General features: G+C 52.7%; 24 protein-coding genes. 5 read left to right on the top strand and 19 right to left on the bottom strand.

Going from position 1 to position 26,836, the window contains the following annotated elements; genetic code table 11:
* Positions 1-64: 64 nt before the first annotated feature.
* Complete coding sequence (locus tag FGF66_RS10025; RefSeq protein WP_139457500.1) at positions 65-955, bottom strand: NmrA family NAD(P)-binding protein; 891 nt, start codon at positions 953-955, stop codon at positions 65-67.
* A gap of 287 nt (positions 956-1,242) precedes the next feature.
* On the opposite strand from FGF66_RS10025, the gene FGF66_RS10020 reads away from it, so the two are divergent.
* Positions 1,243-2,127, top strand: coding sequence for an ADP-polyphosphate phosphotransferase (locus FGF66_RS10020; protein ID WP_139457499.1), 885 nt, complete (start codon positions 1,243-1,245; stop codon positions 2,125-2,127).
* A gap of 1,275 nt (positions 2,128-3,402) precedes the next feature.
* On the opposite strand, the gene FGF66_RS10010 is transcribed toward FGF66_RS10020, so the two are convergent.
* Positions 3,403-4,131: a PEP-CTERM sorting domain-containing protein gene (locus FGF66_RS10010; protein ID WP_170181320.1), complete on the bottom strand. Its 729-nt coding sequence runs from the start codon at positions 4,129-4,131 to the stop codon at positions 3,403-3,405.
* 681 nt (positions 4,132-4,812) lie between these two features.
* On the opposite strand from FGF66_RS10010, the gene FGF66_RS10005 reads away from it, so the two are divergent.
* Positions 4,813-5,568, top strand: a complete 756-nt coding sequence (locus FGF66_RS10005; RefSeq protein ID WP_139457496.1) for a hypothetical protein — start codon at positions 4,813-4,815, stop codon at positions 5,566-5,568.
* 487 nt (positions 5,569-6,055) lie between these two features.
* On the opposite strand, the gene FGF66_RS10000 is transcribed toward FGF66_RS10005, so the two are convergent.
* From FGF66_RS10000 to FGF66_RS09960, 9 genes are all read right to left on the bottom strand, one after another.
* The gene (locus FGF66_RS10000) at positions 6,056-7,213 is read right to left on the bottom strand and encodes an ABC transporter permease (RefSeq protein ID WP_246046653.1); all 1,158 of its coding nucleotides are present in this window, start codon (positions 7,211-7,213) and stop codon (positions 6,056-6,058) included.
* Positions 7,210-8,316, bottom strand: coding sequence for an ABC transporter permease (locus FGF66_RS09995; RefSeq protein ID WP_139457495.1), 1,107 nt, complete (start codon positions 8,314-8,316; stop codon positions 7,210-7,212). The genes FGF66_RS10000 and FGF66_RS09995 overlap by 4 nt, the downstream gene beginning before the upstream one ends.
* The gene (locus FGF66_RS09990) at positions 8,313-9,056 is read right to left on the bottom strand and encodes an ABC transporter ATP-binding protein (RefSeq protein WP_139457494.1); all 744 of its coding nucleotides are present in this window, start codon (positions 9,054-9,056) and stop codon (positions 8,313-8,315) included. Before FGF66_RS09990 ends, FGF66_RS09995 begins: the two co-directional genes overlap by 4 nt.
* Positions 9,049-9,999, bottom strand: a complete 951-nt coding sequence (locus tag FGF66_RS09985) for an ABC transporter ATP-binding protein (protein WP_139457493.1) — start codon at positions 9,997-9,999, stop codon at positions 9,049-9,051. Before FGF66_RS09985 ends, FGF66_RS09990 begins: the two co-directional genes overlap by 8 nt.
* Positions 9,996-10,868 carry an HlyD family secretion protein gene (locus FGF66_RS09980; protein ID WP_246046652.1) on the bottom strand — a complete coding sequence of 291 codons (873 nt, stop codon included), beginning with the start codon at positions 10,866-10,868 and terminating at the stop codon, positions 9,996-9,998. The genes FGF66_RS09985 and FGF66_RS09980 overlap by 4 nt, the downstream gene beginning before the upstream one ends.
* A 262-nt stretch (positions 10,869-11,130) precedes the next feature.
* Positions 11,131-11,592 (bottom strand): cupin domain-containing protein, encoded by a 462-nt coding sequence (locus FGF66_RS09975; protein ID WP_139457492.1) that lies wholly within the window; start codon positions 11,590-11,592, stop codon positions 11,131-11,133.
* Positions 11,593-11,792: 200 nt separating this feature from the next.
* Complete coding sequence (locus FGF66_RS09970; protein WP_139457491.1) at positions 11,793-12,842, bottom strand: 3-oxoacyl-ACP synthase III family protein; 1,050 nt, start codon at positions 12,840-12,842, stop codon at positions 11,793-11,795.
* Between the two features lie 39 nt (positions 12,843-12,881).
* Complete coding sequence (locus FGF66_RS09965; RefSeq protein ID WP_139457490.1) at positions 12,882-13,964, bottom strand: radical SAM/SPASM domain-containing protein; 1,083 nt, start codon at positions 13,962-13,964, stop codon at positions 12,882-12,884.
* Between the two features lie 1,097 nt (positions 13,965-15,061).
* Positions 15,062-15,820, bottom strand: coding sequence for a DUF3298 and DUF4163 domain-containing protein (locus tag FGF66_RS09960; RefSeq protein ID WP_139457489.1), 759 nt, complete (start codon positions 15,818-15,820; stop codon positions 15,062-15,064).
* A 166-nt stretch (positions 15,821-15,986) separates the two neighbouring features.
* On the opposite strand from FGF66_RS09960, the gene lipA reads away from it, so the two are divergent.
* The 3 genes from lipA (at position 15,987) to FGF66_RS09945 (ending at position 18,332) form a co-directional block, all read left to right on the top strand.
* Positions 15,987-16,859 carry a lipoyl synthase gene (lipA, locus tag FGF66_RS09955; protein WP_139457510.1) on the top strand — a complete coding sequence of 291 codons (873 nt, stop codon included), beginning with the start codon at positions 15,987-15,989 and terminating at the stop codon, positions 16,857-16,859.
* A 19-nt stretch (positions 16,860-16,878) separates the two neighbouring features.
* Complete coding sequence (locus FGF66_RS09950) at positions 16,879-17,460, top strand: hypothetical protein (RefSeq protein ID WP_139457488.1); 582 nt, start codon at positions 16,879-16,881, stop codon at positions 17,458-17,460.
* Between the two features lie 170 nt (positions 17,461-17,630).
* A complete protein-coding gene (locus FGF66_RS09945; RefSeq protein WP_139457487.1) occupies positions 17,631-18,332 on the top strand; it encodes an SDR family oxidoreductase in 702 nt (233 codons plus the stop codon).
* A 25-nt stretch (positions 18,333-18,357) separates the two neighbouring features.
* Here the strand turns inward: FGF66_RS09945 and FGF66_RS09940 are convergent, their stop codons facing one another.
* From FGF66_RS09940 to FGF66_RS09905, 8 genes are all read right to left on the bottom strand, one after another.
* A complete protein-coding gene (locus tag FGF66_RS09940; RefSeq protein WP_139457486.1) occupies positions 18,358-19,923 on the bottom strand; it encodes a hypothetical protein in 1,566 nt (521 codons plus the stop codon).
* 286 nt (positions 19,924-20,209) lie between these two features.
* Positions 20,210-22,075: a protein-disulfide reductase DsbD gene (gene dsbD / locus FGF66_RS09935; protein ID WP_139457485.1), complete on the bottom strand. Its 1,866-nt coding sequence runs from the start codon at positions 22,073-22,075 to the stop codon at positions 20,210-20,212.
* A gap of 17 nt (positions 22,076-22,092) precedes the next feature.
* Complete coding sequence (locus tag FGF66_RS09930) at positions 22,093-22,974, bottom strand: FAD:protein FMN transferase (RefSeq protein ID WP_139457484.1); 882 nt, start codon at positions 22,972-22,974, stop codon at positions 22,093-22,095.
* Positions 22,975-23,023: 49 nt separating this feature from the next.
* Entirely contained in the window at positions 23,024-24,238 is a 1,215-nt protein-coding gene (locus FGF66_RS09925; protein WP_139457483.1) for a DUF3570 domain-containing protein, read from the bottom strand.
* Positions 24,239-24,281: 43 nt separating this feature from the next.
* Entirely contained in the window at positions 24,282-24,512 is a 231-nt protein-coding gene (locus FGF66_RS09920) for a DUF4266 domain-containing protein (RefSeq protein WP_246046651.1), read from the bottom strand.
* On the bottom strand, positions 24,512-25,024 hold the full coding sequence (locus tag FGF66_RS09915; RefSeq protein WP_139457482.1) for a TlpA family protein disulfide reductase: 513 nt from the start codon (positions 25,022-25,024) through the stop codon (positions 24,512-24,514). The genes FGF66_RS09920 and FGF66_RS09915 overlap by 1 nt, the downstream gene beginning before the upstream one ends.
* A gap of 184 nt (positions 25,025-25,208) precedes the next feature.
* On the bottom strand, positions 25,209-25,667 hold the full coding sequence (locus tag FGF66_RS09910) for a hypothetical protein (RefSeq protein ID WP_139457481.1): 459 nt from the start codon (positions 25,665-25,667) through the stop codon (positions 25,209-25,211).
* Between the two features lie 54 nt (positions 25,668-25,721).
* Positions 25,722-26,483, bottom strand: coding sequence for an SIMPL domain-containing protein (locus tag FGF66_RS09905; RefSeq protein ID WP_139457480.1), 762 nt, complete (start codon positions 26,481-26,483; stop codon positions 25,722-25,724).
* Positions 26,484-26,836 lie beyond the last annotated feature (353 nt).

The following is a 26,836-nucleotide window of genomic DNA, read 5'->3' as shown; positions in this document are numbered from 1 at the left end:
CTGCTCCGGGTTTTCTTTTTTTTGACCATACGTCAATCGATGATGCAGAGGTCGAAATGCAAAATCAGTACGCTTTGTACGCCGCCACGAAATCGGGCATGAACGATTCAAACGATCGCCAGCCAGCCATGACCGGACGGCTACGGAAATAGTCCGCATTCATCTCGGCAGAACGCATCGCCGCGCCCATCTCGGTGTAATTTCTGGCCGTCTCTTCGGGCAGGCCGATGGCAAGCAGGTCGTCGAACTCCTCCTTGTCCGTGCGTTCGACCCACTTGAGATCGAGCCTGCCGGTTGCCTTGCCGATCATGGCGACGATTTCCGCCGGGGTTTTCTCGTCGCTGGCGATGTAGCTGAAGCCTCTGCCGAGGTACGATTCATCCTCGAGCGCTTTGGCGGCAATGTCGGCGATGTCCGTCGGATGCACCAGCACCATCTTCAAATCAGCCATGTAGTTGCCGGTGATGATGCCCTGATTTTTGATCTGGCCGATGGCGTTCAGGAAATTGGTGTAGAAATAACCGGCCCGCAGATGGCGGACATTCACACCAGCCATGGCATCCATCGCCAGCTCGACTTGCGACAGGCCGCTGACCGGGCCGCAGTTTTCGATCATATGCGCGCCGATACTGCTCAGGTTTACCACCTGCTTTACACCGGCTGACGTGATGGCTGCAACGTAATTTCTGCCGATTCCGGCGATCCACGCTTTCCAGTCGCTGCCGCTGTAGTCTGGAGGCGCCATGGTAAAAATGGCGTCCGCGCCGCGGAAAGTCTCGGTCAGAAATCTGGTATCTTCCACGGAGCCGATGGCCGCCGTTGCGCCAATCGCCTCGATCTCCTGTTTTCTTGCGGCATTGCTGCTGATAACCGTCACGGCGTGTCCCTCTTTGCTCAATCGGGTTGCCAGCGGTTTGCCGATGTGCCCCAATGAGCCGGTAATGACGTATTGCATATGCGTGAATTTTAGCGTTCCGATGACGGGCAGGCATCAGTAACCGCCATCGTAGAAAATGTGATTTTCATACCGAAGAACTTTATAAATCAACCTTTCAGAACCATCTAACGGTTCCTGATGGTAGCGTGCGAATACAGGTTCCGCTGACCATATAGCTCGGATGATCAGTTTCCCTGAGCATTGAAAATGAGATGTTTCAGTTCTGATTTTTTCCGAACTTGTAACCGGTATCTCATTTAAATCCGATTGCCTTTTTGGAGTAACGTTTTCAAGGGAGAGAACTCATGAAATTCGATCTTGACGCCTTCAGGATTCAGCCAGGCCAGAACCCAGGCCTCACAAAACGGCAAACCCGTATCGAACCGGTGTACAGCTCGAAAGAGGAATATCGAGAATTGCTGGCCCGGCATGTCACCGAGTTGAGCAGGCTACAACAAATTCTCTATGCCGATAACCGCTATTCACTGCTGCTCATTTTCCAGGCGATGGACGCTGCTGGCAAGGACAGCGCGATCCGGCATGTCATGTCCGGCGTCAATCCGCAGGGCTGCCAGGTGTACAGTTTCAAACACCCGTCGCCCACGGAGCTCGAACACGACTTCCTCTGGCGCAGCAATTGCGGACTGCCGGAACGGGGTCGCATTGGCATCTTCAATCGCTCCTATTACGAGGAGGTACTCATCGTGCGGGTGCATCCGGAGATTCTCGAAATGCAGAACATCCCGCACGACCTCACCCATAACGGCAAGGTGTGGGAGCATCGCTATCGCTCGATAGTCGATCACGAACGGCACCTGCACTGCAACGGAACCCGTATCGTCAAGTTTTACCTGCACTTGTCCAAGGAAGAGCAACGCAAGCGCTTTCTCGAACGGATCGACGACCCCGACAAGAACTGGAAGTTCAGCACCGCGGATCTCGAAGAGCGGAAATTCTGGGACAAGTATATGGACGCCTATGAGACGTGCCTTCAGAAAACCAGCACCACGGATGCCCCCTGGTACGCAGTTCCAGCGGACGACAAGAAGAATGCACGGCTGATCGTCTCCCGCATTGTGCTCGACACGCTCGCAAGTCTTTCGCTCAAATACCCCGAAAGCAGCCCGGAACGCCGAAAAGAGCTGCTCGACATCCGTAAACGCCTTGAAAACCCGGAGAACGGAAAATGATACTCTTATGGCTATATGTGTATTTGTATATATAGAAATGCCATAAGTTGTTAAAATTACATAATTTATATTATACAAAACACTTAGAAAGCGCCAGAAATCAACCTGTTTATATATTTTTTATATGTGTAAGTTGCGATAGGGGAGTGTTGATAGTTCCGGCGGAATAGCGAAAGCTCGATGGATGAATTTTGAAGAGCCTGATTGTCGGGCATGTCGTAACGTTACTCAGCAGTATTGGCAACTGGAGGGCGCAGAATGTGTTGAAAAAGAACGGTCGATCAATGTGATAATTTCTCTGGTGCTCGCGGTGAGCATAAAAACCATAGTTCGGGTGGGCGCTGCTGGATGCGTTCAAGAACTGTACAATCCGCGTTCTGTTCGGTGGTCTGCACGGATTGGTTTCCCAAATAAGGGTACTACTAAAAAGTGTGATGAAGCGGTTTGAATGCAAAGCGGACGGAGCGCAGAAGCTGGCATGTACACTGCGTACATGAGGATTTCGAGCATCGCTCAACGCAGCAATCGGAACCGCGCAATAAGTTTTTTTGAGGTGTCCATAACTGATCGGAGACCATGAGCGAGTATCAAACATCTTTATCCGTTCTTCCGACGTTGTGAAAATATTCGGGATGAGCATCGAGATGGCTGGCCGGTCGGAGCCAAGCTGTTACAGCGTAATCCTTTTTTGGATTAATTGTTGTATAATATAAATTATGTAAAGCTATAAATATTAAGAACAATCTACTGCCGTTTGAAAATCTGCTTCTTCTCAGCATATCGTCGTGGCATGTCAATGGTAAACAGTTCTGAATCCCCTGTCATCGCGACGTGGCAATCCATGCAGAATCAGCGAAAACAGTAAGGATGGATCACCACGGCCTTCGGTCTCGCGATGACGAATCCTCGTTATTCGAAGGGCGAACGGAAGCAATCATCCATCATTTTTGTCTTGACACACCAGAAGGAAACGTCCCGTTCCGTTACGTCATGATCCGATGGCTATGTTGAGTTTACAGTATTAATACAGAGTCCGGTTCCGGTAAGACGATGGCCATGATGTTGCGCATCTTTCACTGACAATGGAATATTGGACCCTTTCCGATCAATTCGGTGTCGTACGACTCGATTTTATGACATTCCAATTGCGGAGGAACGCATATAATAGCGTTTATATTGCTAAGTATGAGAAATGATAAATTACTTCAAATAAAAAAGCGAAATCCCTCTTGTAGCTCACGAGGGATTTCGCTTTTTATAAATCTGTAAATACAATCAGATATTGAATGCCGATTCCTTTCTGGCTTTCAGATTCATGAACCCGAAAACCAAAATACCACCAACGCCAAGAAGCATAACGCTACCAGGTTCAGGAACAGCCTCTATCGACTTCATCGACGCTATCTGAATACCATTAACATCACCTTGTGTAGTAGCGCTTAAGCCAGAAAATGTCATTAACAGATTGGTGTCATTTCCCACGATAACCGTAGCCGTAGCGTAGTTGTAGGGGGATTCAAAATTACCAAGGGTGCCATCGCTGTCCTTCGTAGAAAAGGTAACTGTATTGGCTGTAATCGATAAGGCGTTATTAGCAAGAAAATTTTCGTTTTGACTATATACATAAACCTTGTAAGTACCAGGAGTCAGCCCGGTAAACTCTATTGTGCCCGTATTCCCTGGCGTTACCTGCGCGTATGAATTCATAAGCGCATTTCCAGGAAATGCGGTTTCGGAATCCCTGATGTAGTTTAAATGCTCTGAATAATATCCCGTAAGCGCCACGCTCGTCTCGTTTTTTTTAGAATCAAGCAGGGATAAGGGCTCTTCGAGGTCATTGCCATTATCAGCATTGTAGTCTTCCAGAGCAGGATAGTCCATAGAATTCCAAAAATCAGAAGGAGTTCCCGAAGGAGATGCTGCCAAACCAGTATAACTGGGCCCAAAATTGAGATTTATCAAACCGGATGCATAGGCCCTATCTGTAATCATCATTGAGACCATGATCACAGATACTGATATTAATATCTTTTTCATTCCCCCCCCCATTTTATAAACTTTATTTTATTCTTGGTTGATGTATATAGGTATTGTATGTGTTTTATGAAATAAATAAATTACTCAAGATTCTGACCTCTTATAACAACAGCCTGTCATTCCACGAATGCATCCGTACAGATATTACTAACAAACTATTTTTTTTGATTGTTTCATCCTCCGAACAAAAATAAATAAAATATTTGTTAAATCAATATTTGTTATGGTATCAAGTGGAAAAAACTGTATAAAGCATTAATAGGTAATAGCTTAACTGTATGATTATACATATAAAGTGTAATTGTGTAAAAATGTATTATCATAATGATAAAAATACAGTTAACGCCTTAAATGCATAACCTTATATAGTGCCAAAAAACTTAAATCTGATTTATTATGTACGCTATGCTATTTTAGTAACCTCATAATCATCATGGATTCAAAAGGGCGTTCAGCAGCTTTGCCATTTTTTGTATGAATCAGAATTAGAACAACAATATCATTCTATGAATATTATTGTTATATTTATTGTAATGTTATCGCTTATAACAGTATTTATATGTAGAGATAGAGGTAGGTATATAAATTATGCTGGATAATATGAGCGTTTGCTAAGAACAATCCATACAAATTGGGAGGGATACTGTCATGAGAAATATGAGGTGGTTGATAACGGTGATTGCTGTCGCTTTCTTTGGCACTGCGTCAGAGGCACTTGCAGATGAGGCAAAATTGATCAGTATAAATTTTGGCCCAAATGCAAAGACGCCAATTGCATCTGCATTGGGACTAACAGGCGCTAATACATGGAACCTTTTTCCCGCTATCGTAACGGGAACTCCATTACAGTACTATGATGGGAAATCCAGCAATGCGACTATCTCTCAATGGATAGCTTCAGGAACAGGTTCAATGTCCCTTAGGGATAACAGTTTTTACGAGAGCGGAGCGGCGAATCCTGGTTATCTGTTGATGAGAAACTATACTTATACATATGCATCTACCGGTTCGTTCTCCTTTTCAGGTCTTGAACCCGGCCAATACAATGTCTATGTTTACACTGATTCGGCCAAAACAGCAATCAACAAATTGTCAGCAACGGTGTCAGGCTCAGAGGGAACTTCCTACACCGCTCAGATAACCGGCGATGATGGGAGCAGTTATTCCACTTTTGTCGAAGGCAAGAATTATTTGGTTCTGCCAGTAACCGTTGGTCTCGATGGCGCACTCACATTGACATACACCGGCAACGACTTGAGTTCCGATGATACAGGTCGTATTCAGGGGCTGGAGTTAGAACCCGTTCCGGAAGCTTCAACTCTTACGATGCTCATGGTTGGTGGAGCGATCGTCATGATTTATATCAGGAGAAGAACAGAGAAAGACGACGCTGCAGTAGCATAAAGGGGCAACGCGTTTTTTGTTGATGCGCCGACTGGCACGCTATAGCATCTCCGCCTTGCTGGCGGGTCATCGTTATATCTTTATTGGCTCTTCGCAGAATTTCGTGCGTGATTGATGCGTATCGGATGAATCGAGAGACCCAAAACCCCTCAGAAAACCCTATTCAAGACTTGACCTCACAAATGAAGGAATCTTTTATCTTATTATTTCAATAACATTTAAAGACTTTCTTGATGGGTTCGCTTGCTTGGCCTTGATAGTTGGCTAAGATGACATGCCTTGATCTTGTCTAAGAAATGCCGCGAAGAATCTCCTTTTATTGGGCACCTCTAAAAACTTATTGCGCGTTCCGATTGCTGCGTTGGGTGGTGCTCGAAATCCTCACGTACTGCATGTACGCTCCGGTTTTTACGCACTATCCGCATTGCACTCAAGTCGCTCATGACACTTTTTAGAGGGGCCTTATCAAGTAATCCGTCAACATGTTTTATACTGAAACTTTCCTGTAGCGGTTGACGGCGAACGAGAGCAGGATTATCGCTTGTACGGCAAGCATGAAGAGCGGCGTCGTTATATCTCCGATTCCGGCGCCTTTGAGCATCACGCGGCGCATGATGTCCACGAAGTGGCGCACGGGATTGAACAACGTCAGGTTTTGCGCCCAGTGCGGCATGCTTTCGATTGGCGTGAACAGGCCGCTGAGCAGCGTAAAAATCACCATGAAGAACCAGGCAATGAACATGGCCTGCTGCTGGCTTTCGGTCACGGTGGAAATCAGCAGACCCATGCCGAGCACCACGAGCAGGTAGATCGCCGCGACGAGATAGATCACGCCGTAGGAGCCGAGCATCGGCACGTGGAATCCGAGCCTCGCGATGACGAGTCCGACGGTCAGCTCGCTGAGACCGATGATCCAGAACGGCACAAGCTTGCCGGTGATGAACTGCCAGCGCCTGATGGGGGTGACGTTGATCTGGTCGATGGTGCCGATTTCCTTTTCACGCACCACGTTCATGCCGGAGAGGAACAGCCCGATCAGCGTCACCAGCACCACCAGCACGCCCGGCACCATGTAATCGGTATAGATCAGCTCCGGATTGTACCAGCCTCGCGAACGGATATCGATCACCGGCAAGACGCTTTGCGTTCCGGCGAGTTGCGGTAGCAGTTCGGGCAGATCGCGGTTGAACGAGGCGACGATCTCGTTGGCGTAGCCGCGAATCACGCCCGCCGTGAAGCCGTCCTCGGCATCGATGAGGAGCTGGATTCGCGCGTGGCCGCCCGTCATCATCTCTTGCTCGAAATCCTCCGGAATCACCAGCACCATCTCGCTTTTCCCGGCAACGAGGGCGTCGATGCCGCTTTTCTGCCGGAACGACTCCCCTGTCATTTTGAAATAACCCGTTGAAGTGAAACGCTTTACGAGGCGGTCGGAGAGGGCCGAGCGGTCGAAATCCTGAAGGTGAAACCGCACCTGTGGCACGTCGAAGGTTGCCGCGTTGGAAAGAATCACGAGCTGGATGAAGGGCATGATGAAGATGATGGGCAGCATTCCCCTGTTGCGGAAAATCTGCAAAAACTCCTTCCGCAGCAGATGGCCGACCACCGCCAGCGAGGCTCGCATCGATGTGAACCGGCGCTTCATTGCAGCCGCTCGCTGAATTTGCGTACGCTCGCCGCCATGAAGAAGAGCGTCATGGCGAGCAGGACGAGCGTTTCCCGCCAGAGTTCGGCGATGCCCGCCCCCTTGAGCATGACGGCCCGCACGATGACCAGGTACCAGCGGGCCGGAATGATGTTGCTGATAACCTGCAACGGCACCGGCATACTCGAAATCGGGAAGATGAAGCCGGAGAGCAGCACGGTTGGCAGCAAAAGCCCCGCGAGCGAGATCATCATGGCGACCTGCTGTGAGTCGGTGATGGTCGAAATGAGAATGCCGAGCGACAGGGCGGTCATGATGAAGAGCAGCGACTCGGCGAAAAGCAGCGCCACGCTTCCCCGGCACGGCACACCGAAGACGAAAAAAGCGAGCGCCACCACCGTGACGACGTTGATGAACGAGAGCAAGAGATACGGCACCACCTTGCCGACGATGATTTGCGCCGGACGGAGCGAGGAGACCAGGAGCAACTCCATCGTGCCGCTCTCCTTTTCGCGCGTGATGCTGATCGAGGTCATGAGCGCCGAGACGAGCATCAGAAGCATGGCCATCAGCCCCGGCACGAAGAGATAGACGCTCTTGAGCGACGGATTGAACATCATGACCGGCACCACTTCGACGCCCGCAAACTGCACCGATCCGTCCCTCTGTTCTGAGAGATAGTCGCGCACGACCGATTCGGTGTAGCCGGTCACGGTGCGCGAAACGTTCGGATCGGATCCGTCGGTGACGATCTGCATATGCGCGACGCCATCCTTCTGCAATCGTCCGGCGAAGCCCGGCTCGAACACCACCACCTCGTTCATTTTGCCCGAGGCGAAGGCTGCGGGAATCTCTTTTTCGCTCGCGAGGCTTCCGGCGTACCGGAAGGTTCCGGATGAAAAGAGCTTGTCCGACAGCGCCTCGGTGACTACGTCATGCGAATAATCGAGGATGCCTGTCCGCACTTCAGATATTTCATTGCGGATCGCGTAGCCGAAAAGCAGCAATTGCAGGATCGGCATCCCGAACAGAATAGCCGCCGTCCGCCGGTCGCGCACGATATGGTAAAACTCCTTCCGGACAAATGCGATAAACCGTTTCATGCCTCTCCCCTTTTGGCCGGCCTGGCGAGGCGGATAAATACGTCGTTCATGTCGGCGGCATCGAAGTTCCGCTTCAGCGCCTCGGGCGTGTCGAGCGCGGCGATGCGCCCATCGACCATGATCGAGACGCGGTCACAGTATTCGGCCTCGTCCATGTAGTGCGTGGTGACGAAGACCGTGACGCCGCTGGCGGCTGTTTGGTAGATCATGTCCCAGAATCGCCGCCGGGTGAGCGGATCGACGCCGCCGGTCGGCTCGTCGAGAAAGACGAGCTTCGGCTCGTGCAACAGCGCCACCGAAAAGGCGAGCTTCTGCTTCCAGCCGAGCGGCAGCGCGGCCAGGCGCGTGTCGGCGGCCTCCGTCAGATCGAGCGAATCGAGCAGGCGCTCCCCTTTCTCCGCGATTTCCCGCTTGCCGAGGCCGTAGATGCCGCCGAAAAAGCGGATGTTTTCGCGCGGCGTCAGGTCGTCGTAGAGCGAAAAGCGCTGGCTCATGTAACCGATGCCGCGTTTGATCGACTCGGTCTGGCGATAGACATCGAATCCGGCGACAGTGGCCGAGCCGGAGGTTGGCGCGAGCAGGCCGGTGAGCATCTTCATGGCGGTGGTCTTGCCCGCGCCGTTGGCTCCGAGGAAACCGAAAATTTCGCCAGCCGATACGCTGAACGAAATTTCGTCAACTGCCGTGAAATTGCCAAAGCGCTTCGTCAGCTTCTCTGTCTGGATGACCTGCTCACCCATCACCAGCCTCCTCTTTCCGAGATTGCGCCGCTCCGTTCTCCATCAGCGCCATGAAGGTATCCTCGATGCCCGGCGCGATTCGCTCGACCGTCGCGTCGCCAAATCCGCGCGAGCGGAGCCACGCCGCCAGCTCCTCCGGCGCGGCATCGGAGCGACGGTCGGTATAGTGCACCGAACTGCCGAAAGCGTAAGCCGAGCGGGTGTGCTCGAAGGAGCGCAGCTCGATGATCAGCCGATGCTTGTCGCTCGCCCGCACGGCGAAGAGTGGCTTCGTGAACAGTTTCGTGATGCCCTGCGGCGTATCGATCGCCAGAATCCGCCCGTCCTGCATGAAGGCCACCCGGTCGCAGAGCGAGGCCTCGTCCATGTAGGGCGTCGAAACGAGGATGGTGATGCCCTGCGACTTCAGGCGGCGGAGCATCTGCCAGAACTCCTGGCGCGACACGGCGTCCACGCCGGTTGTCGGCTCGTCGAGCAGCAGCAGCTCCGGGCGGTGCACCAGCGCGCACGAGAGCGCGAGCTTCTGCTTCATGCCGCCGGAGAGCTGCCCGGCGCGGCGCTTGCGGAACGGTTCGAGCTGCGCGTAGATGTCGCGGATCAGCTCGTAGTTCTCCTCGACGGTGGCGCCGAAAACGGTGGCGAAAAAGTTGAGGTTCTCCTCGACGCTGAGGTCCTGGTAGAGCGAAAATCGCCCCGGCATGTAGCCGATGCGCGTCCGGATTTGGCGATACCCGGCGACCGTGTCGAGGTCGAGCAACGTCGCCTTGCCGCTGTCGGGCAGCAAGAGCGTGGCGAGAATCCGGAAGAGCGTGGTCTTGCCAGCGCCGTCGGCCCCGATCAGCCCGAACAGCTCGGCCCCGGACACCGAAAAGCTCGCCGCCTTCAGCGCCTCGACCGCGCCGAAGCTTTTCGACAATCCCTCAGCGACGACAGCTTGCTTCATGATTTGCCGGCCGGTTTGAAGCGTATTTCACCGGGCATCCCGATCTTGAGCACGCCATCCGGATTTTCGACCAGCACCTTGACTGCATAGACCATGTTGACGCGGTCTTCGCGGGTCTGGATGATTTTCGGCGTGAACTCGGCCTTCGATGAAATCCAGGTGACGCGGCCTTTCAGGATTTTTGCGGCTGGTTTTACGTCATCGATCAGCACCTCGACCTCCTGGCCGACCTTGACCGATGGCAGTTGCGACTCCGACAGATAGACCCGCAGGTACATCGTGCCGGTATCGGCGATCCGGTAGAGCGGCTTGCCGTAGGTGACTACTTCGCCCGGCTCGGCGTATTTGGCCAACACGACGCCACGGGCCGGATTGCGCACCACGGATTTCGTGATCTGGTCGTCGATCCTGCCGATCTGATCGCCGAGAGCTTTCGCCTGCGAATCGATGGCGGGCATTTTCGAATCGACCGACTGAATCTGCCGGTCGATCACTCGCGCCTGATCCTGCACAGTTTCGAGTGTTTTGGCCGGAACCGCCCCTTCGCTCGAAAGGCGCGCGTAGCGGTCGAGGTCGCGCTGGATGTTGCGGCGCTGCTGGCGGAACACCGAGGCTTCGGCGGCGACCGAGGGCTTTCCGGCGAGCAGCGCCTGAAGCTGCGCCCGAAGCTGGCGGCGTTCAAGCGCGAGCTGCGTTGTATCGACCACGGCGGCCACCTGCCCCTTCTCGAAGCGCAGCCCCTCATCGACGTCGTAGCGAATCAGCTTTCCCGACGCCTCCGACGACACCACGATCTCGGTCGCCTCGAAATTTCCGTACCCGTCGGAGAGGTCGTTGCGGCTGCATCCCGCAAGGGTCAGGAATGCCATAACCAGCAGTGCACTCAGGAGTAATCCGGTTCTCGCGGAAAAAGGACTCATTCTCATGAGAATATGTTCATGGTTATTCCTAGCATCTTAAGTCTTTTTACTTCTTGTCTATTCTGAGTTCGACGAAGTTGGACGAAGAATCCAGAAAGTCACGTAAAGATTACAGAATCGGCATTTATCAAAAAATCTCAGAGAAGCTGGATTCTTCACTTCGTTCAGGATGACAAGAAGAATTAAATATATATAGATAAAACAAAACAGGTCACGGATTCGGGCCATCGGCTTTGATGACATTCGGCACCCCCTCGACGCCGGTGTAAAACACCACGAGGCTTGCGGTTTTTTTGCCGGTATTGGTGCCGTTGTGCAGGAGATTCATCACCTCGATGATCGGCTCGCCCTTCACGAACCGTTTTTCGATACCGTTCTCCGTGCGAACCGTCAGCTCGCCTTCGATCATCCAGGCATAGACCGGCACAGGATGCTTGTGCCAGCCGGTCGAGCTGCCGGGCGGCAGATGCACCACGAGCACCGTCACCTCCGGCTTTCCGGAATCGGGATATGCCAGCGGTTGGCCCGCATAGTTGGTTGACGTAACCGCCAGCTTCTCGACCTTTGCCTGGGCGTAGTCGCGGGCGAAAGCGGATAAAGGCGCGGCGGCCAGCAGCAAAATTGTCAGGAAGGGGAAGAGCGAAAATCGAGATCGAAGTTTCCAGTGCATCATACCTCTGGCTCTTTGAGTTCAGACAAGAGTTTCATTATCTCAATTTATTAAAAAGAGCGGCATGATGCTGCGTGTGCGTTGGCAATGGTCAGAGTTAAAGACAGCCTTTATCTCGACTCTTTCCGTTCTTGTGTTGAAAAATCTGTTTTTTTCATCGACTGACCACGGAATTACGTCTTTTCTTGCACATGTCCATAGTTTTATATGCCCCAATATAATCCTATTACAGCATGTTGCCATCTGGTATTTTCCCCTGCATAAACTAATATTTTATCACCTTTTTTGAATTTGTTTTCTTTGACTCCTTTTTCAAACGAAAGAGGTATTGCGGCATTTGCTAAAGCTCCCCCATCTTCCCCTATGGTTACCACGTTCTCAATATCTAAATCAGTAAAATGGTCAAAAAGTTTTTCCCCCATACTTTTTGATGCTACGGGAAAAACAAAATGCATAAAATCAGTGATCTTCATGTTGTTTACGATTAGAAATTTTTCAACTGATTCTATTAAAACTTGTGGCAAATACTCTTCTGTTAAGATACCATTTTGTGATAGCGGCCAATTTTCTTTCGGAATCTGCGTTGTTGGATAAGGATTTCTTGAGCCTCCAATTTCTAATATAGAACCAAATGGTACGTCTGGCTTGGTTGATCCCATAATGGAACTAAAAATGCCTTCATTTTTATTCTCAGTCGATTCCAGGATGATTGCTCCGGCTGCATCTCCAAAAAACATTAAATTATATAGTGCTTTAATTGGGTAATTTTCAATTCCTTCCTCAAAGAAAATAGAATGTCTTGAAGAAAACAGATCGGCTCTAACCACAAGAATTCTCGTTGCTATTCCCGTGGCAATGCATTGTTGTGCCACAACCATTGCTGTACCAAATCCTGCACATCCTGAGCGTATATCAAATCCCATACATTCATTTATGCCCAGAAGCTCCTGTAATATTGTATAGCACGGAGGCACAGGAAAATCAGGAGTAAGGGTTGAGTATATAATCATATCAATATCATTCGCCATAATTTCAGCCATATCAATAGCTGCCATGGAAGCTTTATATGCCATATCAGTATTCGACATCTCAATCTTGCCAGTAGATAAATCAATTAAAGAGTACCGCTTGTTATGGGGTAATTTTCTATCCACTATCTTAGCTGGCTTGCCGAACACTGTAACAAAATCTTCATTTGTTAATTGCTTTGGCGAATACCCGCCAACACCAATTATCTTACCTCTTTTACTCATAGCTGATTATATTAATTTATAAGTGAATCAGAAGGATTTTTATTTTGCGAATTTTTCAAAAAAATCAGCCTTCTCCCCGTCAACAACACACTTGGATGCCAATGACAATGAAACATCAAGCGGTAGTGGTGTGATTGTGGTATCAACACACTCTTCTTGCATGATTTTTCCTATTCTTTTGCCATAACAAGTTCTTCCGGAATTTTTGAAATATGCCCCCATGGATTCATAAATCTCAGAGAGCGCCGACTCATAGATATTTCCAAATGCTAATGGTACAGCCACACACGGAGTTATAGATCCATCATTATTTAAAGAAATATAATTAGCTCCAGCGCCACAACCCAAGCGATGTTGACTTTCGTATTCTGAAAATAATACGATACTTGGGAAATCGGTTTTATGCATATGATCATTCTTAAATTTTTTGATCACATGCATCGCATTCATATATAAGCGCTTATAGTTTTTCCCTTCCAGATTTCCCTGAGGGATAGGCAGTATTATTCTTATTTCATCACCCCCTAATTTACTTACAAATTCAAAATATTTAATAATATCTTCTTCGTTTAACAAGTCATCGGTTATGCATAACGTTACGGCCGTATAAATGTTTTGATCTGACAAGATTTCTATAGCGTTTAAAGCATCTTTAAACGCATGATCATTACCTCGCCTTTTGCACATGATATTTTCATCATAATGATCAAGGCTTACGATAACGCGAGTTAAATTGGTGCCCTTTACCGAATTTAAAAAATCCTTGTCAACCCGATAACCTGTTGTATATAACTGACCTTCCATACCGTCAGGTATACTTTGAATAATATCAACAATATCTTCTCTTAGCATCGGCTCTCCACCCGTTATTCCGATACTTGCAGTTCCTAATTCTGAAGCTTGGGTCATAAATTTTTTTATTACTTCACTGCTCAGTTCCTGATTATCATGTTTTGCCCGAAAACAATGCCAGCAACTACAGTGGCAATCTCCAGTAACAACCATATCCACCTGAAAGGGGATGCGCTCACCATGAACAATCTTCCCCAAACTCTCAGCGAGCTTAGACCATGCTGGACTCGGAAAAGAAGGGAAAAAACTGTTGATAAAATATCTTTCCATCAAAACATCATGTGGGCATCTCTAAAAAGTCGAATACTCCTCTGAAAATCACCTAAAAAACTTTATTAATACATCTGTAAAATCGCTTACACACTGCAATTCTCACTAATTCAGCTACCTCATAAGACTTTTTAGAGATGCCCATGTGTGTATTTTTCTGGATTTTGTTTAAAAAAATCTGCAATCTTTTGTATAATATCCAGTTTTCCGGATTTTAACATCACCGATTTAATATCGTTAAAATCAACGATTTTTCTGCCGTGCTTCATACAAATTTTCCCTTTTTCAATAGTTAAAATGATCTGTCGATACATTCAAAGATTTGAGCTTCGTTGCTTTATTCTCAAACCACGAAAGGTAGTTGTGTTTTAATTATAGGAGACCACACTATATTCGTTAAATAGCTATAATCTGGCTTTCAGGGTAATACTGACAATTTCTGTGCAATGCATATTTTTATTTATATATGACATAGTGGCAAAAAGAGTTATTTATAAAAAAAACAAAACACCCATATCCCTCCTCGATATAAAGGATATCTCATATTAGTCTGCCTAAGAGCTATTTGCTTATAGCTTCCTCAGGATAGAATAAAATCTACATTATTTGTGTACTAGTTTGATTTTCTTTTGTTCTTAAAGAGTTCGCGCTTATCAAAATAGAGCGTGTATTTTATATACTTATTAACAAGTGAAATTATTTGCTGTAAATGCTGATAGGGGCGCCATCGCAAGGGGGTCTGGCTATCGATATTGAAAGTCGAACAAATTATAAGGAAAAGCAATTAAATATCAAAAGATTGTAACGCTTTTTCGAAAAATCTGTATAACGATTTTCATATTATTATTCAATACAAAAAAATATATAAAATATAACAGTAAATAATTTTAATATAGATATTTAAATATTTTCTCAAGGGATCAGCCGCATTTTGAACGACAAAATATTTTTCTACATTTGAAAGTAATGTTTAATGCGAAGTTCGTGTGCTGATAATATCGGTTATTTTATTCGATTTATTCTATGTACAGCCTATGTTATGAGTAAATAATACTGATCAAACCTATTGTTTGTCAATGACTTTTGCAATCATACTTTTATCTTAAAATCTCTTTCAGATCGTCAAGTGAGAGATTGACGGTAATCTGCCCAGCGGCGTAGGGAGCGATGTCGTACTGGTTGTAGAGAAAACCGATGCCGGAGCCGGTGATCGCAAAGTTGTCGTTATGAGCGATTTTGTCCTCGAAAAGCCCCCCTTTTTCGCCGTTGAGCGGATCGCTTTCCGACAATCCCCGCATCTGCCGGAATCGGCGTTCGATCAGCTTGTCGAGCGAGCTCTCGAATCCCGGCGTAAAAAAGTCCACGAGGCCAAGCTGCTTGCCGTTGGCGGTATCGAAAACCATGTTCTGCGTGATGCTCATGCCGTGAGCGCCGCCGGTGAAGGCGTAGGTAAAAATCGATACCGACACCAGGCCGGGCCGGTCGAGCAGCACCTCGCCGGTCGTCTCCGATTGCCACGCCCATGCGTGCTCCTTGCCGTTTTTCATCAGCGCCTCGCACTCTTTGATGAACGCATTGGCCGCCGCTTCGACGGTTGTCGCCGCTTGTTGCGACTCAGGCGACGGGGTGCGGCTGACGACCGCCTTCAGGATCGCCGCATTGATGATGCTGCCCACCGGCGAAGGCTCGAACACCGGATAGTCGCATTTCCAGTACGTTTCGGCATTGAGCGGCGAGCGCTGCTCGTAACTGTACAGCCCGAAACTCAGCGGGCAGGCGGCCGATTTTGCCGAAGCAAGCGCGGGCTGCATCGCCACGGCTGCAAAAACCATAAAAACAGCGAAAAGCCTTTTCATGATACAAGCAATGAGCGGTTGAACGGGACAAACTTTCAAAACAATGTACCGTTTTCCAATCTCTCTGTCCACCCCGTCCATTTCGTCCATCCGCCAATACCGGGCATAATTGTCAGGATTGGCTATATTCGTGAAAACTTTTTCAACCTCAGCCAACGACTGCCGCATGAACTCCGGCCCCGGAAAGAAACCAGACTGGCTCAAAATCAAGCTCGCCTCCGGCTCGTCGTTCGCCTCGACCCGCAAATTGCTCAACAAGCACAGCCTGCACACGGTGTGCCGCTCGGCGATGTGCCCGAACCTGCACGAGTGCTGGTCGAAGGGCACGGCGACCTTCCTGCTTCTCGGCAACGTCTGCACTCGCGCCTGCCGCTTCTGCGCTGTAGCGACCGGACAACGCCCGGCGTTGCCCGATCCGGCGGAACCGGCGAACATCGCCGAAGCGGTTAAAACGATGAAGCTTCGCCACGCCGTGCTGACCAGCGTCAACCGCGACGACCTCGCCGACGGCGGCTCGGCGCACTGGGTCGAGACGATCCGCGCGATCCGCTCCGCCAACCCCGCCGTCAGCCTCGAATGCCTCATTCCCGACTTCGGCGGCAGTGAGCGGGCGCTCGACCTCGTCATGGCCGAAGCGCCGGAGGTGCTGAACCACAACATCGAAACCGTCCCGTCGCTCTATTCGAAGGTACGCCCCCAGGCATCGTACGAACGGTCGCTCTCGGTCATCGGGCGGGCGAAGCGGAACTTCCGGCTCGCCACCAAGTCCGGCATGATGGTCGGCATGGGCGAAACGCCGGAGGAGGTCGAAGCGTCGCTGCGCGACCTGCGCCGTCACGGCTGCGACATGGTGACGATCGGCCAGTACCTGCAACCGACCGCCGCGCATCTGCCGGTCGAGCGCTACGTCACGCCTGAGGAGTTCGAGCGCTACCGCCAGATCGCGCTCGACGCCGGATTCCGGCACGTGCAGTCCGGCCCGTTCGTGCGCAGTTCGTACCACGCCGAAGCCTTCGAGCCGGTCGAAGAAATTTCCTGAACCAAAACCTCAACGCTCAATGGATACCATACCCGCGCCTTTACAGATTTACGCCTACTGGGCCATCGCCATCCTCATTGGCGTACTTTTCTTTCGCAAGGATGTCACCGCCCCCAATCCGCCCTTCGACGCGCGGCGCATCGGCCTGCTGATTTTTTCAGTGATCATCCTCGCCCTGAACGCCTACATCTACTCCAACTCGACCACCGACGGCGGCAGGGTGCTCGACCCGTGGAGCGCGCTCATCTTCAGCGTCGGCAACGGCATCGCCGAGACCTTCATGTTTTACGCTATGTTCAGGCTCGGACAGGTGTTGACGAAAAAAATCACGGCAAACCAGTGGGCCGGATTCGCCTTGGGCTTTCTCTTTTTCATGATCTACAGCGGCCTGATTCACGGTCTGTTCTGGCTCAACATCCTGCCGGAGCACGTCGTGCAGACCAGCCCGTTCAAGCCCTTTTTCATGCCGATTCAGCTCATGATCGCCCTGAGCTGGGCGCTCTCGTTCTTCTGGTACCGCGATCTCCGCACCGTCTTCGTGCTCCACGCGCTGGTCGATCTCACGATGATTATGAACGTGAAGTTTTCGATGTTTCCGTAAAGCAAGGAAATGCATTGGATTGTCATTCTGAACGAAGTGAAGAATCCAGTTGCTTCGGAAGCAACTAATAACTGACTGATTTAATTAGCGTTACAAAAATTCTCCGGATTCTTCCCCCGACCACGTCGGACTCAGAATGACAAGAAAAAATAAATGAAGGACACATTCCGATGAAACCACCATTTACCGGCACCGTTCTCGTTGCCGGAGCGACCGGCAGAACCGGCCGACTCGTCGTGCAGCGACTTCAGACGCATGGCATCGATTTCCGGCTTTTCGTGCAGTCAGGCGTCAAGGCTGTCGAGCTGTTCGGCCCTGAAATCGTGGACAAACTCGTCATCGGATCGGCACTGAACGACCAGGAGGTCGAGGCTGCCGTCCGGAATATGGATGCGCTCATCTGCGCCATCGGCGGCAACGTGATGAATCCCGACGCTCCGCCGCCGTCGGCCATCGACCGCGACGGCGTGATTCGCCTCGCCACGGCAGCAAAAGCGGCGGGAGTGACGACCTTCGTGCTCATCAGCTCCCTCGGCGTCACCCATCCCGAACACCCGCTCAACAAGTACGGCCGTGTGCTCGACATGAAGCTTGCGGGAGAGGACGCTGTCCGCAAACTCTATGGAGAAGCGGGATTTCGCCACGCCATCCTCCGCCCCGGCGGCCTCCTCGACGGCCCGGCCTTCCGGCATGAGCTGCGCTTCGACACCGGCGACCGCATCAGCGGCTCGATCTCGCGCGCGGACGTCGCCGAAGCCGCCGTAATTTCACTCTGGCACCCGAAGGCCGCGAACAAGACCTTCGAACTGATCAAGGCGAGCGATGAAGAGGCGGCGCAGAGTTCACTTGAGCCGTTTTTCGAGGGGTTGTGAGGGGAAGGAATCGATACTGCCCGGGCTATGGATAAACTTTTTTGTAGTAAAGGTTGAGCCAGCTCAGAAGCTGACGATCACGCTTCAGGTTCCCCAGGATTCCGCCATGCTTCCTCAATGCGGCATCGACAGCGCTGCTTGCTTCCCATGCGCCAAACAACTCCAGCGAAAGCGACAGTAGGCTCAGCAACTCTGTTTGCGGAAGCAGCTCATCTTTTGAGAGCGTTTTGGCGCGATCCCATGCAAAATGAATCTCTCTTGCGATGCTCTCCGCGCCAACGACATCAAGAACCGTGATGTTCATTGATGCAGGCTTTTGGGTGTGCATCGTCAGATCCATCAACGCCGAGAGTTCAAGCAAACGCTTTTTCATCTCATTTGAAGGCTGATAAGCTTTACCATCCCGTTGAGCATCCAGCTGCTCTATACGATGGTCTCTTATCATAATGTGGACGTTTGCCGCAGAGTCCCACGCCTTTCTGAAGTAGTTTACCGCCTTCGCCCGAACCTGCTGCTCAGGGCTCATACTCTTCGAGGTGCCTGGGATAAACGCTGTATCTTTGTAGGCGCTTGCGCCCCACTTGCGCTTTGGCAGCTCTTCATAGTGCGCCGCATTGGCGATTTTGGCGTTGGCCGATGCGGTATCGAACCCCGGATTGCCGTAATAGACATGGTCTATGATCGAAGGAACCGCCAGATGCGCCGCCTCATGGATGAATGTCGCTTTCGATTTTACTGTTAACGGGTGAGCAACATACTGCGACTTGATGTGCAGAACCCCGCCTGAAGCCCAGCCGCCCACGAAGGACTCATCGAGATCGAGGTTATAGTCGGTGGTGATTTGGGAGCTGATGTTATTGGCCAGCTCCTGCAGCCTGCTCTGGATAAGGCCGTAATTTTGCCCGGCTGTCGAAGCATATGGCTCTTTGGTGAAGGAGTATCGCGACCACGTCAACATGGCGAAGACAGGGTGCGTCTCGCTTCCGAACACCGCCTCCAGGCCGGACTGGTCGTTGGCAACCTCTCCGGCTGTGGCTGCTGCGGCCTCAAGCCCTTGCTTCAGATTTTCCCTGTCTTTATCGTGGGGCTTCATCACTGCCTCTCGAACCGTTTTATAGACCATATCCCGTTCGTCGGGGCCGATATAGCGCTCGAACGCTGCCTGGTCCAGATAGCCCGGTAATGGAAAAATATCCTTCATCACACGGTCGATATCGGTATCAAGATCGCTGTGGGCATTGCAGGTCATAGAGTACAGCCGACCCTCGCGGTACATGCGCTCAAGCAGATTGCGCACCCGCGAAAGCACGACGGCTTCGTCAACCTTCCCGGACGAAAGCATCTTCTGGAGTTCGCCGGACGACGGAACACGTAATCTGGCCCCTGACGGTGGCCGTGTCGATTCGCTGAAGTCGAGGCGGCGCAGGCGTTTGTCCGCCTTCATCTCCGAGTCCGGCTTGCGATCTTCAGGCTGCTTCTTGAAGAACGGATCAGGCGCACGGTTCTGGTCGAAAAATGGCCGTTTGGACTTTGACGCATTTTGGAATGCATTCTGCGAGCCAGCCTTCGATTTCTTTGCGAATGAGCTCATTGGTGAATTCACTTCAATTTTTCCGGTACGCAGCTTCTATCGAGTACGGCAAAATCCGTCCGCGAACCAATGCGGCAAGGCGAAGAGCGGCTGACGGTTTGAGACATCCGGAAGGAGCGGAGAGGCGCATGACTTTTCGGGGCTATTGTCGATACTGCTGTCAAAAAAGTACGAAAAGCTTTTAAATCCTTTACAAGGAAATAAATAACAAAAAGGGCGGCGCCAACTTGTCTGGCCCGCCCTGATCATTCCATATCACCTCTCCGTCACCACTCCCCTTTTCAATTCATAATTTCCCCAGGTGCTCCAGAAACTTCTCCGCTTCGACGAAGCCGACGATGCGTTTGTCTTTCTGCTCCTGGCCGGACTCGTCGAAGAAGATGATGCCGGGAGGGCCGAAGAGGCCGAAGCGTTTCATCAGCGCCTTGTCGGCGGCGGTGTTCGCGGTGACGTCAACCTGCAAAAGGGTGACGTCGGCGAGAGCCTGCCGAACCTTCGGATCGCTGAAGGTGAACTTCTCCAGCTCCTTGCACGAAACGCACCAGTCGGCGTAAAAATCGAGCATCACCAGCTTGCCCGCCGAGGCTTGCAGTTCGCGGTCAAGCTCGTCGATGGAGCGGATTCTTTTGAAGGCGAGGCGCTCCGTTTCCGCTGCTACGGAGCCGGAGCCGCCGCGCAGGCCCGACAGCGGTTCGAGCGCATTCGCGCCGCCCGACGCGGCTCCGGCCAGCTCCATCACGCCGATGATGAAGAGCATGAGCCCGAGCGCTTTGGTGAATTTGCCGCCAATCGTGAGCTTTTCGGCGGGCGGGCCGAACACCCCGGCGAAGACCGAAGAGAGAATGCCGAGCGCTCCCCACGCCACCATCAGCGCCTGCGGAGGCAGCACCGGCGTGACCATCCAGATGGCCACGGCGATCAGCAACAGGCCGAAGACGTACTTGACGCCAACCATCCACGCCCCGGCTTTCGGCAAGAGGCTGCCCGCCGACAGGCCGATCAGGAGCAGCGGCACGCTCATGCCCATCGCCATCGAAAAGAGCGCGAGACCGCCGATGAACACATCCTTCGTCTGGCTGATATAGACCAGCGTACCGGCCAGCGGCGCGGCGACGCAGGGGCCGATGATCAGCGCCGAAATCGCGCCCATGAAAAACACGCCTGCGAAACGGCCGCCCTTGAGCTTGCCGGAGGTTTTGGTCAGGCTGCTCTGCAACGAGGCGGGCACCTGAAGCTGGTAAACGTCGAACATCGAGAGCGACAGGCCAAAGAGCAGGAGGCTGAACGTCACCAGCACCCACGGCTTCTGGAGCGCTCCGGCAAGCCCTTCGCCCGCAAGACCTGCCGCTACGCCGAGCGAAGTGTAAACCAGCGCCATGCCGAGGCAGTAGGCCAGCGCCATGAGGAAGCTTTTGGCTTTGGTGGTCTGTCCTTCTCCGACGATGATCGACGAAAGAATTGGCACCATCGGCAGTACGCAGGGGGTGAAAGAGAGCAGGAGGCCAAAGAGCAGGAACGCGGCGGAAATCTTCCACCAGCTTCCGCTCTCGAGCGTCGATTGGGCGAGCGACAGGTCGTCCTTGCCGCCCGATTTTTCCGCTGCCGCCGGAGCTGGCGGGGCCGCTGCCGCTGTCGCTGGAGCCACCGCGGGCGACAAGCCTGCTGAATCGTCGCCATCCGATCCGGCCGCCACGGCAAGCACTCCGGGCTTCGACGGATCGACCCGGAACGCCGTGGTGATCGGCGGGTAGCACAAGCCGTCCTCAGAGCATCCCTGATACTCGACGCTCACGGTGAATGGGCCGGATGCCTGCTTGACCGGAACTTCGACCGTCAGCTCGTCGTGATAGATCACCTGCTTTTCGCCTGTCGTGGGGTCGGTGAAAAGGATGCCTTCGGGAAACACCGAATTGCCGAGACTCGCTTGCCCGCCCGATGCGCTCACCTTGATCTGGTCACGGTAGAGCTTGTACGATTTGGCGATCTTCCAGTGAATGGCTATGGCGTTTTTTGCCGTCAGTTCGGCTCTCGGCACGAATGCCTGTTCGGGATCGAGAAAGTCCGCAGCCACAGCCGTGACGCTTTTCACGAAAAGCGCAAGCAGTATCGCGAGGGTCGTCAGAACACGTTGAGGGGTTGATTTTTTTATCATATTTTTTCAGTGTTGGTTCAGTGGTTGTAAAACATTCTGCCCGACTGATCGACAGTCAGATAGCTGAATCCCGAACGCTTCAGATAGTTCAGCCCTTCGGCTTCGAGCAGCATGGCGACCGTGGCGCAGCTCCCCGCTGTAGTGGCAAGCGGAGCAAGCACCGTGACCGAGCGCCAGTGGCTCACCGGCCAGCCCGTCTTAGGGTTGACAATGTGGCAATATCGCCGCCCCGCCGCCTCGAAATAGCGCTCGTAATCGCCGCTGGTGGCGATGGCTCCGGAGCAGACCAGTATCGAGGCGATCGTGCCGCCGGGGTTGCGCGGGTCGCGGATGCCGATACTCCACGGCTCACCGCCGGGTTTGGGGCCGATCACGCGGATGTCGCCGCCGAGGTTGACGTAGCCATGCCGAGCGCCGTGCTCGGCAAGCAGCTCCGCTGCCGCATCGGCGGCGTACTCCTTGCCGATGCCGCCGAAGTCGAGCTGCATTCCCTCATCCGGCAGCCACACGGCGCTTCCCTGCCGCTCGATGCGGCTCCAGCCGACCAGCTTCAGCAACGGCAGGAGCGCTTCCTGAGATGGGGTTTCAGCCTTGTCGAAATTCCATGCCCGTCGCAAGACGCCGGAGGTTACGTCGAAAAGTCCGCCGCTGCTTCGGTACACCGCATCGGCGTAATCGAGGAGCGCCACAGTCTCTTCATCGCACTCGACCCACGCCTTTCCGGCGGAATCGTTGATCCGCGATACCACGCTCTCCGGCTGGTATCGCGAATATTTCCGTTCGATGCGGGCGACCTCCTTCATGCCGATCGCGGCGAGCGCTTTCGACTCTTTTTTCGCTGTACCGGCAAGCACGATTTCGCCGCCGCCGCCCATCGCCCTGAATTCAAATCGTTGCATAAGGGACGAAATTACATCAAGATCGGCATTTTTCTCTCAGGCGTCAATCTTAAAACTTGCGCGACAGGCCGACCTGGATGCTTCTGAAATCGAACGTCGGGATGCCGGGGTCGCCGTGGCCGTTGATGCCCCAGTCGTAGCGCTGCTCTGAGTGCTCGTACTTCACGTCGGCGCTCCAGCTCCGGCCCAGCTCTTTGGCGACCTTCACGCCGTAACTGAATGCGCCGAAAGCCGATAGCCGCTGGTCTTCGGAGTAGTACTCCCTGCCGGCCGTCGGCGTCGGAGCCAGCGGATCGTCACCCGTCGGCACATAGAAACTGGTGGCGCTCTGCGAGTAATACCGCACCAGCGGCGTAATTTCCCAACCATGCGGCAGCGGTTGGACGTACTCTGCCGTGAAGGTGTGCGCCTCGATGCCGAAGGTGTCGGTGTAATAGCGATACGCAAGCCTCGCCGTGCCATCCGGGCCGTCGAAGTGGTGGTTCCAGCGGGTCATGAGAGTGAACATCCGCCGCTTGCCTGGCCTTACGTCAGGATCTTTGTAGGGATCGCTGTAATAGCCGTCGCCGTGCGTGTAGGTGGCGGTCAGTTGCATGATGTCGTTTTGCGACAGAACCTGCGTCACGCCGAACAGTCCGGAGACGACGCGCTTGCGCCCCGGCGTGTCGTTCTTTTTCGAGTCCACGACATTCGGCTTGTTCAGATCGATGGTATCGCTGTTGTACGCCGTACCGAGGCTGAAGGTGGTGTTCCTGCTCTCGGTCGAAAGGGTGCCGTTGAGCGAGATACCTCGCGAAATGTAGTCGGACTCCTGCGAATAGCTCGCCCCGGCGGTGAGCGTACCTCGCGAAAAGTAGCGGGTGACGGCGAGATCACCGGCGTGTCGCAGATCGCCCGAAGCGCCGGTGGTGGTATCTTTTTTACTCTCCGACGGAAATCCCCAGCCGTGGTAGGCTGGCGACGCGCCGGTGACCGAATCTTCGACGAAGGTCGTCGCGATCGACCACTTGCCCGCAATCGGCACAACGGTCATGAGCGACAGCGCATTGACCGTCATGCGATCTTTCGACATGCCTGCCGTAAAGTCGGTATCACCCGTCTGGCTGTCGTGATAGTTCAGATATTTCAGGCTGACGACGCCCTCTTCGGGAGCTGTGTCGGCCAGAGCCTTGCTGGCCGATGGCAGCAGCATGGCGGCGCTGGCGAGGATGGAGCCGAGAACTTTGGCTTTTCTGTTCGATTTTTTTCCTTGAGTCGATTGCATCAGTAGCGAAACAGTTATTGATTTATGTACACCTTCCATGCAATCAGTTGCATCCACATCCGCCGCCGCCGACTCCGGAGCCGCCCGAGGCCGCCTCCTTGCTGCTGTACATGTGCTCGGTGTAGCCGGTATCGAGCCTGTCGCGGTCAAAGGTCATTGCAGGTTTGGCAAGGTTCTGCTTTTCCCACGGCTGGACGCTCGAACATCCCGAAAGTCCGCTCATCGTGAGCAATGCGAGCAGCGAGCATCCGGCCATGACAATCTTTTTTTTCATCACTTGCCCCCCAGCGCCGCCTGAATCTGCTTTTCGAGTTCCTCCTTGTCGGCGGGTCTGAATCCGACATGTTGCCACAGCACCTTGCCATTCCGGTTGATCAGATAGCTGGTCGGCATTCCCTTGACGCCATACACGCGAGGCGTCTGTCCTTTCGAGTCGAACGCCACGGTGAAATTCGCCGGAACTTGCGCGAGAAATTTTATCGCGTCATCGGTTTTGGTATCGAGGTTGACGGCCAGCACCTGGAACCCTTTCGCCTTGTACTTCGCCTGCATCTGGTTCATCCACGGAAACGACTGGCGGCACGGCCCGCACCACGACGCCCAGAAATCGAGATAGATCACCGATTCCGCCTTGTCCGAAAGTTTTACCATGCCCGCTTTGCCGGGCAGCGTAAAATCAGCAGCTTTGTCACCTTTGTCAAGGGCGTGAGCATTGGCGCTCAACCCAACGGAGAGCAGCAGGGCAAAGAGCGCCGCCCTGCATGTCTTGAATGGAAATCGTTTCATGCTGATAGGGTTTGTCTTGGAAATGAATTTGCGGAATTACCGTATGAGTATGCGGTTATATTGTTGACGACGACAAAATGCATTTTCCTTTGCGGAAAAATAACGATCGTTAATGCTTTTTTTTACAAAGCGACAGAGGCGCGCAGGTCAGGAAAACGAATTCTGATGGCTGAATGAGCGTAGTTCAGCGCCCTGTGGCTTCGAGTCTGTCAATCGCGCTGAACGAATACCAGTCGCCCCCCTCATCGCCCCTGACGGTGTAGTCGAATATTTTGATCTTCATCCCTTTTTTCAGATAGCCGTCATCTGCCGGATGGGCAATGAAAACGGTAATCGCGGCCCCGCTCCGGAATGAACGCGAATGGTCGGCTCCCGGCAGGGTTTCGACTTTCGTATCCGCAAGCGTAACCCGGTAATGGGCGCGGCGAGTGCGGTCTCGGCCAAGCGTACCTGAACAGGGGCGCCACTTGCCATCGCGCCAGGTACCCTTCGCCTTGATAAAGGTGTCCGGCGTCCATGAGGCGCTTTCGATCACCCCCTCGATGTTCATGGGGCCGACAGGAGGAATCGGAGCCGCCAGCGCCACGGCAGAGCCGAACAGCATGGCCAGAAGCGAGATGAGAAGCGTGAGCAACCGTTTCATGATTATCCGCATCGATGCTGATGAAATTTGCCGTTTCCCTCCTTTCTGAACAGGCTACTCCAGCCTGAATTCAACGGTCACGACGACCCGCGCGATTTTGTCGATCGTGCTCTTGTCGTACACGCCGCCGTAATCGTCCGTGCGGGCATCCGCCGTATTGGGCAAAATATAGAACGCGCCCTGCGACGCTGAACGCATCGCGCCAAGCCGGGCATCGCTGTGCTTCATGAACTCCTCGGCCCGCTTTTTGGCATTCTCGGTAGCCGCGCTGATGAGCGACATTTTGACATCTTCGAGGTTGGAAACGAGATACCTTGGCTCCTGATATTCAAGCTCGTGGCCCGAAGCCTTGTAATCCATCACCCCCGTGCTGGCCGCGATGATCTTGTCGAGCGAGCCGGTGGTGACAACGACCGTCTGGCGTCCAACGAAGCCCTCCTGGACGGTAACCATAGTATCGCCCTCCTGCCGGGTGACGAAATTCGGCTCCACCGTTTCCGCCTTGTCGTCGAGAGCGGATTTGCCGAAACCATACTTGCCGATGAAGCCGTCGAGCGCCGCCTTCTCCCTCCGGAGATTCTCAAGCGCCTCCGGGAAGGTCTGGCCGAAAGCCTTGGCCGTCACCTGCCACTCGGCATTGTCCGCCCTGACCGGCTTTTCGGCCAGACCCTTGACGACAATCGACGAGCGTCCCGAGCCGATGTTGCGGGCCTGGTAACCAAGCACGAACGCTCCGACAATCAAGCCAATGGCAACCAGCGCCCCGAACACCACGACCGAGCGTGACATATTTCCGTTCGACCCATCCGTACTCATGACACTTCCCGTTTACGGTTTTTCCAAAACTTTACTCTGCAAGATAGCATGAAAAAGAGTCATACCATGAGGCGTCCCGGCAGGATTACCGTTTTACCTGAATGGCACGATGAGACAATGAAGTCGAGTATTCACACAGGCAGCTATACAATGATTTTTCAATGTTCCCCTTCGCTCAGCGTGACCGGAAGAGAAATGTTGTCATTCATGAGTAACAGATCAATTTTATACATTGATAAGGGCTTAAAGGCGCTGGAATTTTGTTCGTTTTTCATCGGGTCTGTTCAACTAAGTGTGTAAACGGTCGTAATCAAACGGGAAGCCGTCCTTCGAATTTAATGGAAAACTGGTTG

The organism is Chlorobaculum thiosulfatiphilum, assembly GCF_006265165.1.
Classification (GTDB): domain Bacteria; phylum Bacteroidota; class Chlorobiia; order Chlorobiales; family Chlorobiaceae; genus Chlorobaculum; species Chlorobaculum thiosulfatiphilum.
The sequence above is the reverse complement of the archived record's forward strand: the minus strand, read 5'-3'. Positions and strand labels throughout refer to the sequence as shown.

Excerpts from the sequence above, each read along its gene's own strand:
- FGF66_RS09940 (WP_139457486.1), bottom strand. The coding sequence starts at position 19,923 with ATGAGCTCATTCGCAAAGAAATCGAAGGCTGGCTCGCAGAATGCATTC.
- FGF66_RS09945 (WP_139457487.1), top strand. The coding sequence starts at position 17,631 with ATGAAACCACCATTTACCGGCACCGTTCTCGTTGCCGGAGCGACCGGC.
- FGF66_RS10020 (WP_139457499.1), top strand. The coding sequence starts at position 1,243 with ATGAAATTCGATCTTGACGCCTTCAGGATTCAGCCAGGCCAGAACCCA.
- FGF66_RS10005 (WP_139457496.1), top strand. The coding sequence starts at position 4,813 with ATGAGAAATATGAGGTGGTTGATAACGGTGATTGCTGTCGCTTTCTTT.
- dsbD (WP_139457485.1), bottom strand. The coding sequence starts at position 22,075 with ATGATAAAAAAATCAACCCCTCAACGTGTTCTGACGACCCTCGCGATA.
- FGF66_RS09960 (WP_139457489.1), bottom strand. The coding sequence starts at position 15,820 with ATGAAAAGGCTTTTCGCTGTTTTTATGGTTTTTGCAGCCGTGGCGATG.
- FGF66_RS09915 (WP_139457482.1), bottom strand. The coding sequence starts at position 25,024 with ATGAAACGATTTCCATTCAAGACATGCAGGGCGGCGCTCTTTGCCCTG.
- FGF66_RS09905 (WP_139457480.1), bottom strand. The coding sequence starts at position 26,483 with ATGAGTACGGATGGGTCGAACGGAAATATGTCACGCTCGGTCGTGGTG.
- FGF66_RS09910 (WP_139457481.1), bottom strand. The coding sequence starts at position 25,667 with ATGAAACGGTTGCTCACGCTTCTCATCTCGCTTCTGGCCATGCTGTTC.
- FGF66_RS10000 (WP_246046653.1), bottom strand. The coding sequence starts at position 7,213 with ATGAAGCGCCGGTTCACATCGATGCGAGCCTCGCTGGCGGTGGTCGGC.
- FGF66_RS09980 (WP_246046652.1), bottom strand. The coding sequence starts at position 10,868 with ATGGCATTCCTGACCCTTGCGGGATGCAGCCGCAACGACCTCTCCGAC.
- FGF66_RS09950 (WP_139457488.1), top strand. The coding sequence starts at position 16,879 with ATGGATACCATACCCGCGCCTTTACAGATTTACGCCTACTGGGCCATC.
- FGF66_RS09975 (WP_139457492.1), bottom strand. The coding sequence starts at position 11,592 with ATGATGCACTGGAAACTTCGATCTCGATTTTCGCTCTTCCCCTTCCTG.
- FGF66_RS09970 (WP_139457491.1), bottom strand. The coding sequence starts at position 12,842 with ATGAGTAAAAGAGGTAAGATAATTGGTGTTGGCGGGTATTCGCCAAAG.
- FGF66_RS10010 (WP_170181320.1), bottom strand. The coding sequence starts at position 4,131 with ATGGTCTCAATGATGATTACAGATAGGGCCTATGCATCCGGTTTGATA.
- FGF66_RS09995 (WP_139457495.1), bottom strand. The coding sequence starts at position 8,316 with ATGAAACGGTTTATCGCATTTGTCCGGAAGGAGTTTTACCATATCGTG.
- FGF66_RS09920 (WP_246046651.1), bottom strand. The coding sequence starts at position 24,512 with ATGAAAAAAAAGATTGTCATGGCCGGATGCTCGCTGCTCGCATTGCTC.
- lipA (WP_139457510.1), top strand. The coding sequence starts at position 15,987 with ATGAACTCCGGCCCCGGAAAGAAACCAGACTGGCTCAAAATCAAGCTC.
- FGF66_RS09985 (WP_139457493.1), bottom strand. The coding sequence starts at position 9,999 with ATGAAGCAAGCTGTCGTCGCTGAGGGATTGTCGAAAAGCTTCGGCGCG.
- FGF66_RS09990 (WP_139457494.1), bottom strand. The coding sequence starts at position 9,056 with ATGGGTGAGCAGGTCATCCAGACAGAGAAGCTGACGAAGCGCTTTGGC.
- FGF66_RS09925 (WP_139457483.1), bottom strand. The coding sequence starts at position 24,238 with ATGCAATCGACTCAAGGAAAAAAATCGAACAGAAAAGCCAAAGTTCTC.
- FGF66_RS10025 (WP_139457500.1), bottom strand. The coding sequence starts at position 955 with ATGCAATACGTCATTACCGGCTCATTGGGGCACATCGGCAAACCGCTG.
- FGF66_RS09965 (WP_139457490.1), bottom strand. The coding sequence starts at position 13,964 with ATGGAAAGATATTTTATCAACAGTTTTTTCCCTTCTTTTCCGAGTCCA.
- FGF66_RS09930 (WP_139457484.1), bottom strand. The coding sequence starts at position 22,974 with ATGCAACGATTTGAATTCAGGGCGATGGGCGGCGGCGGCGAAATCGTG.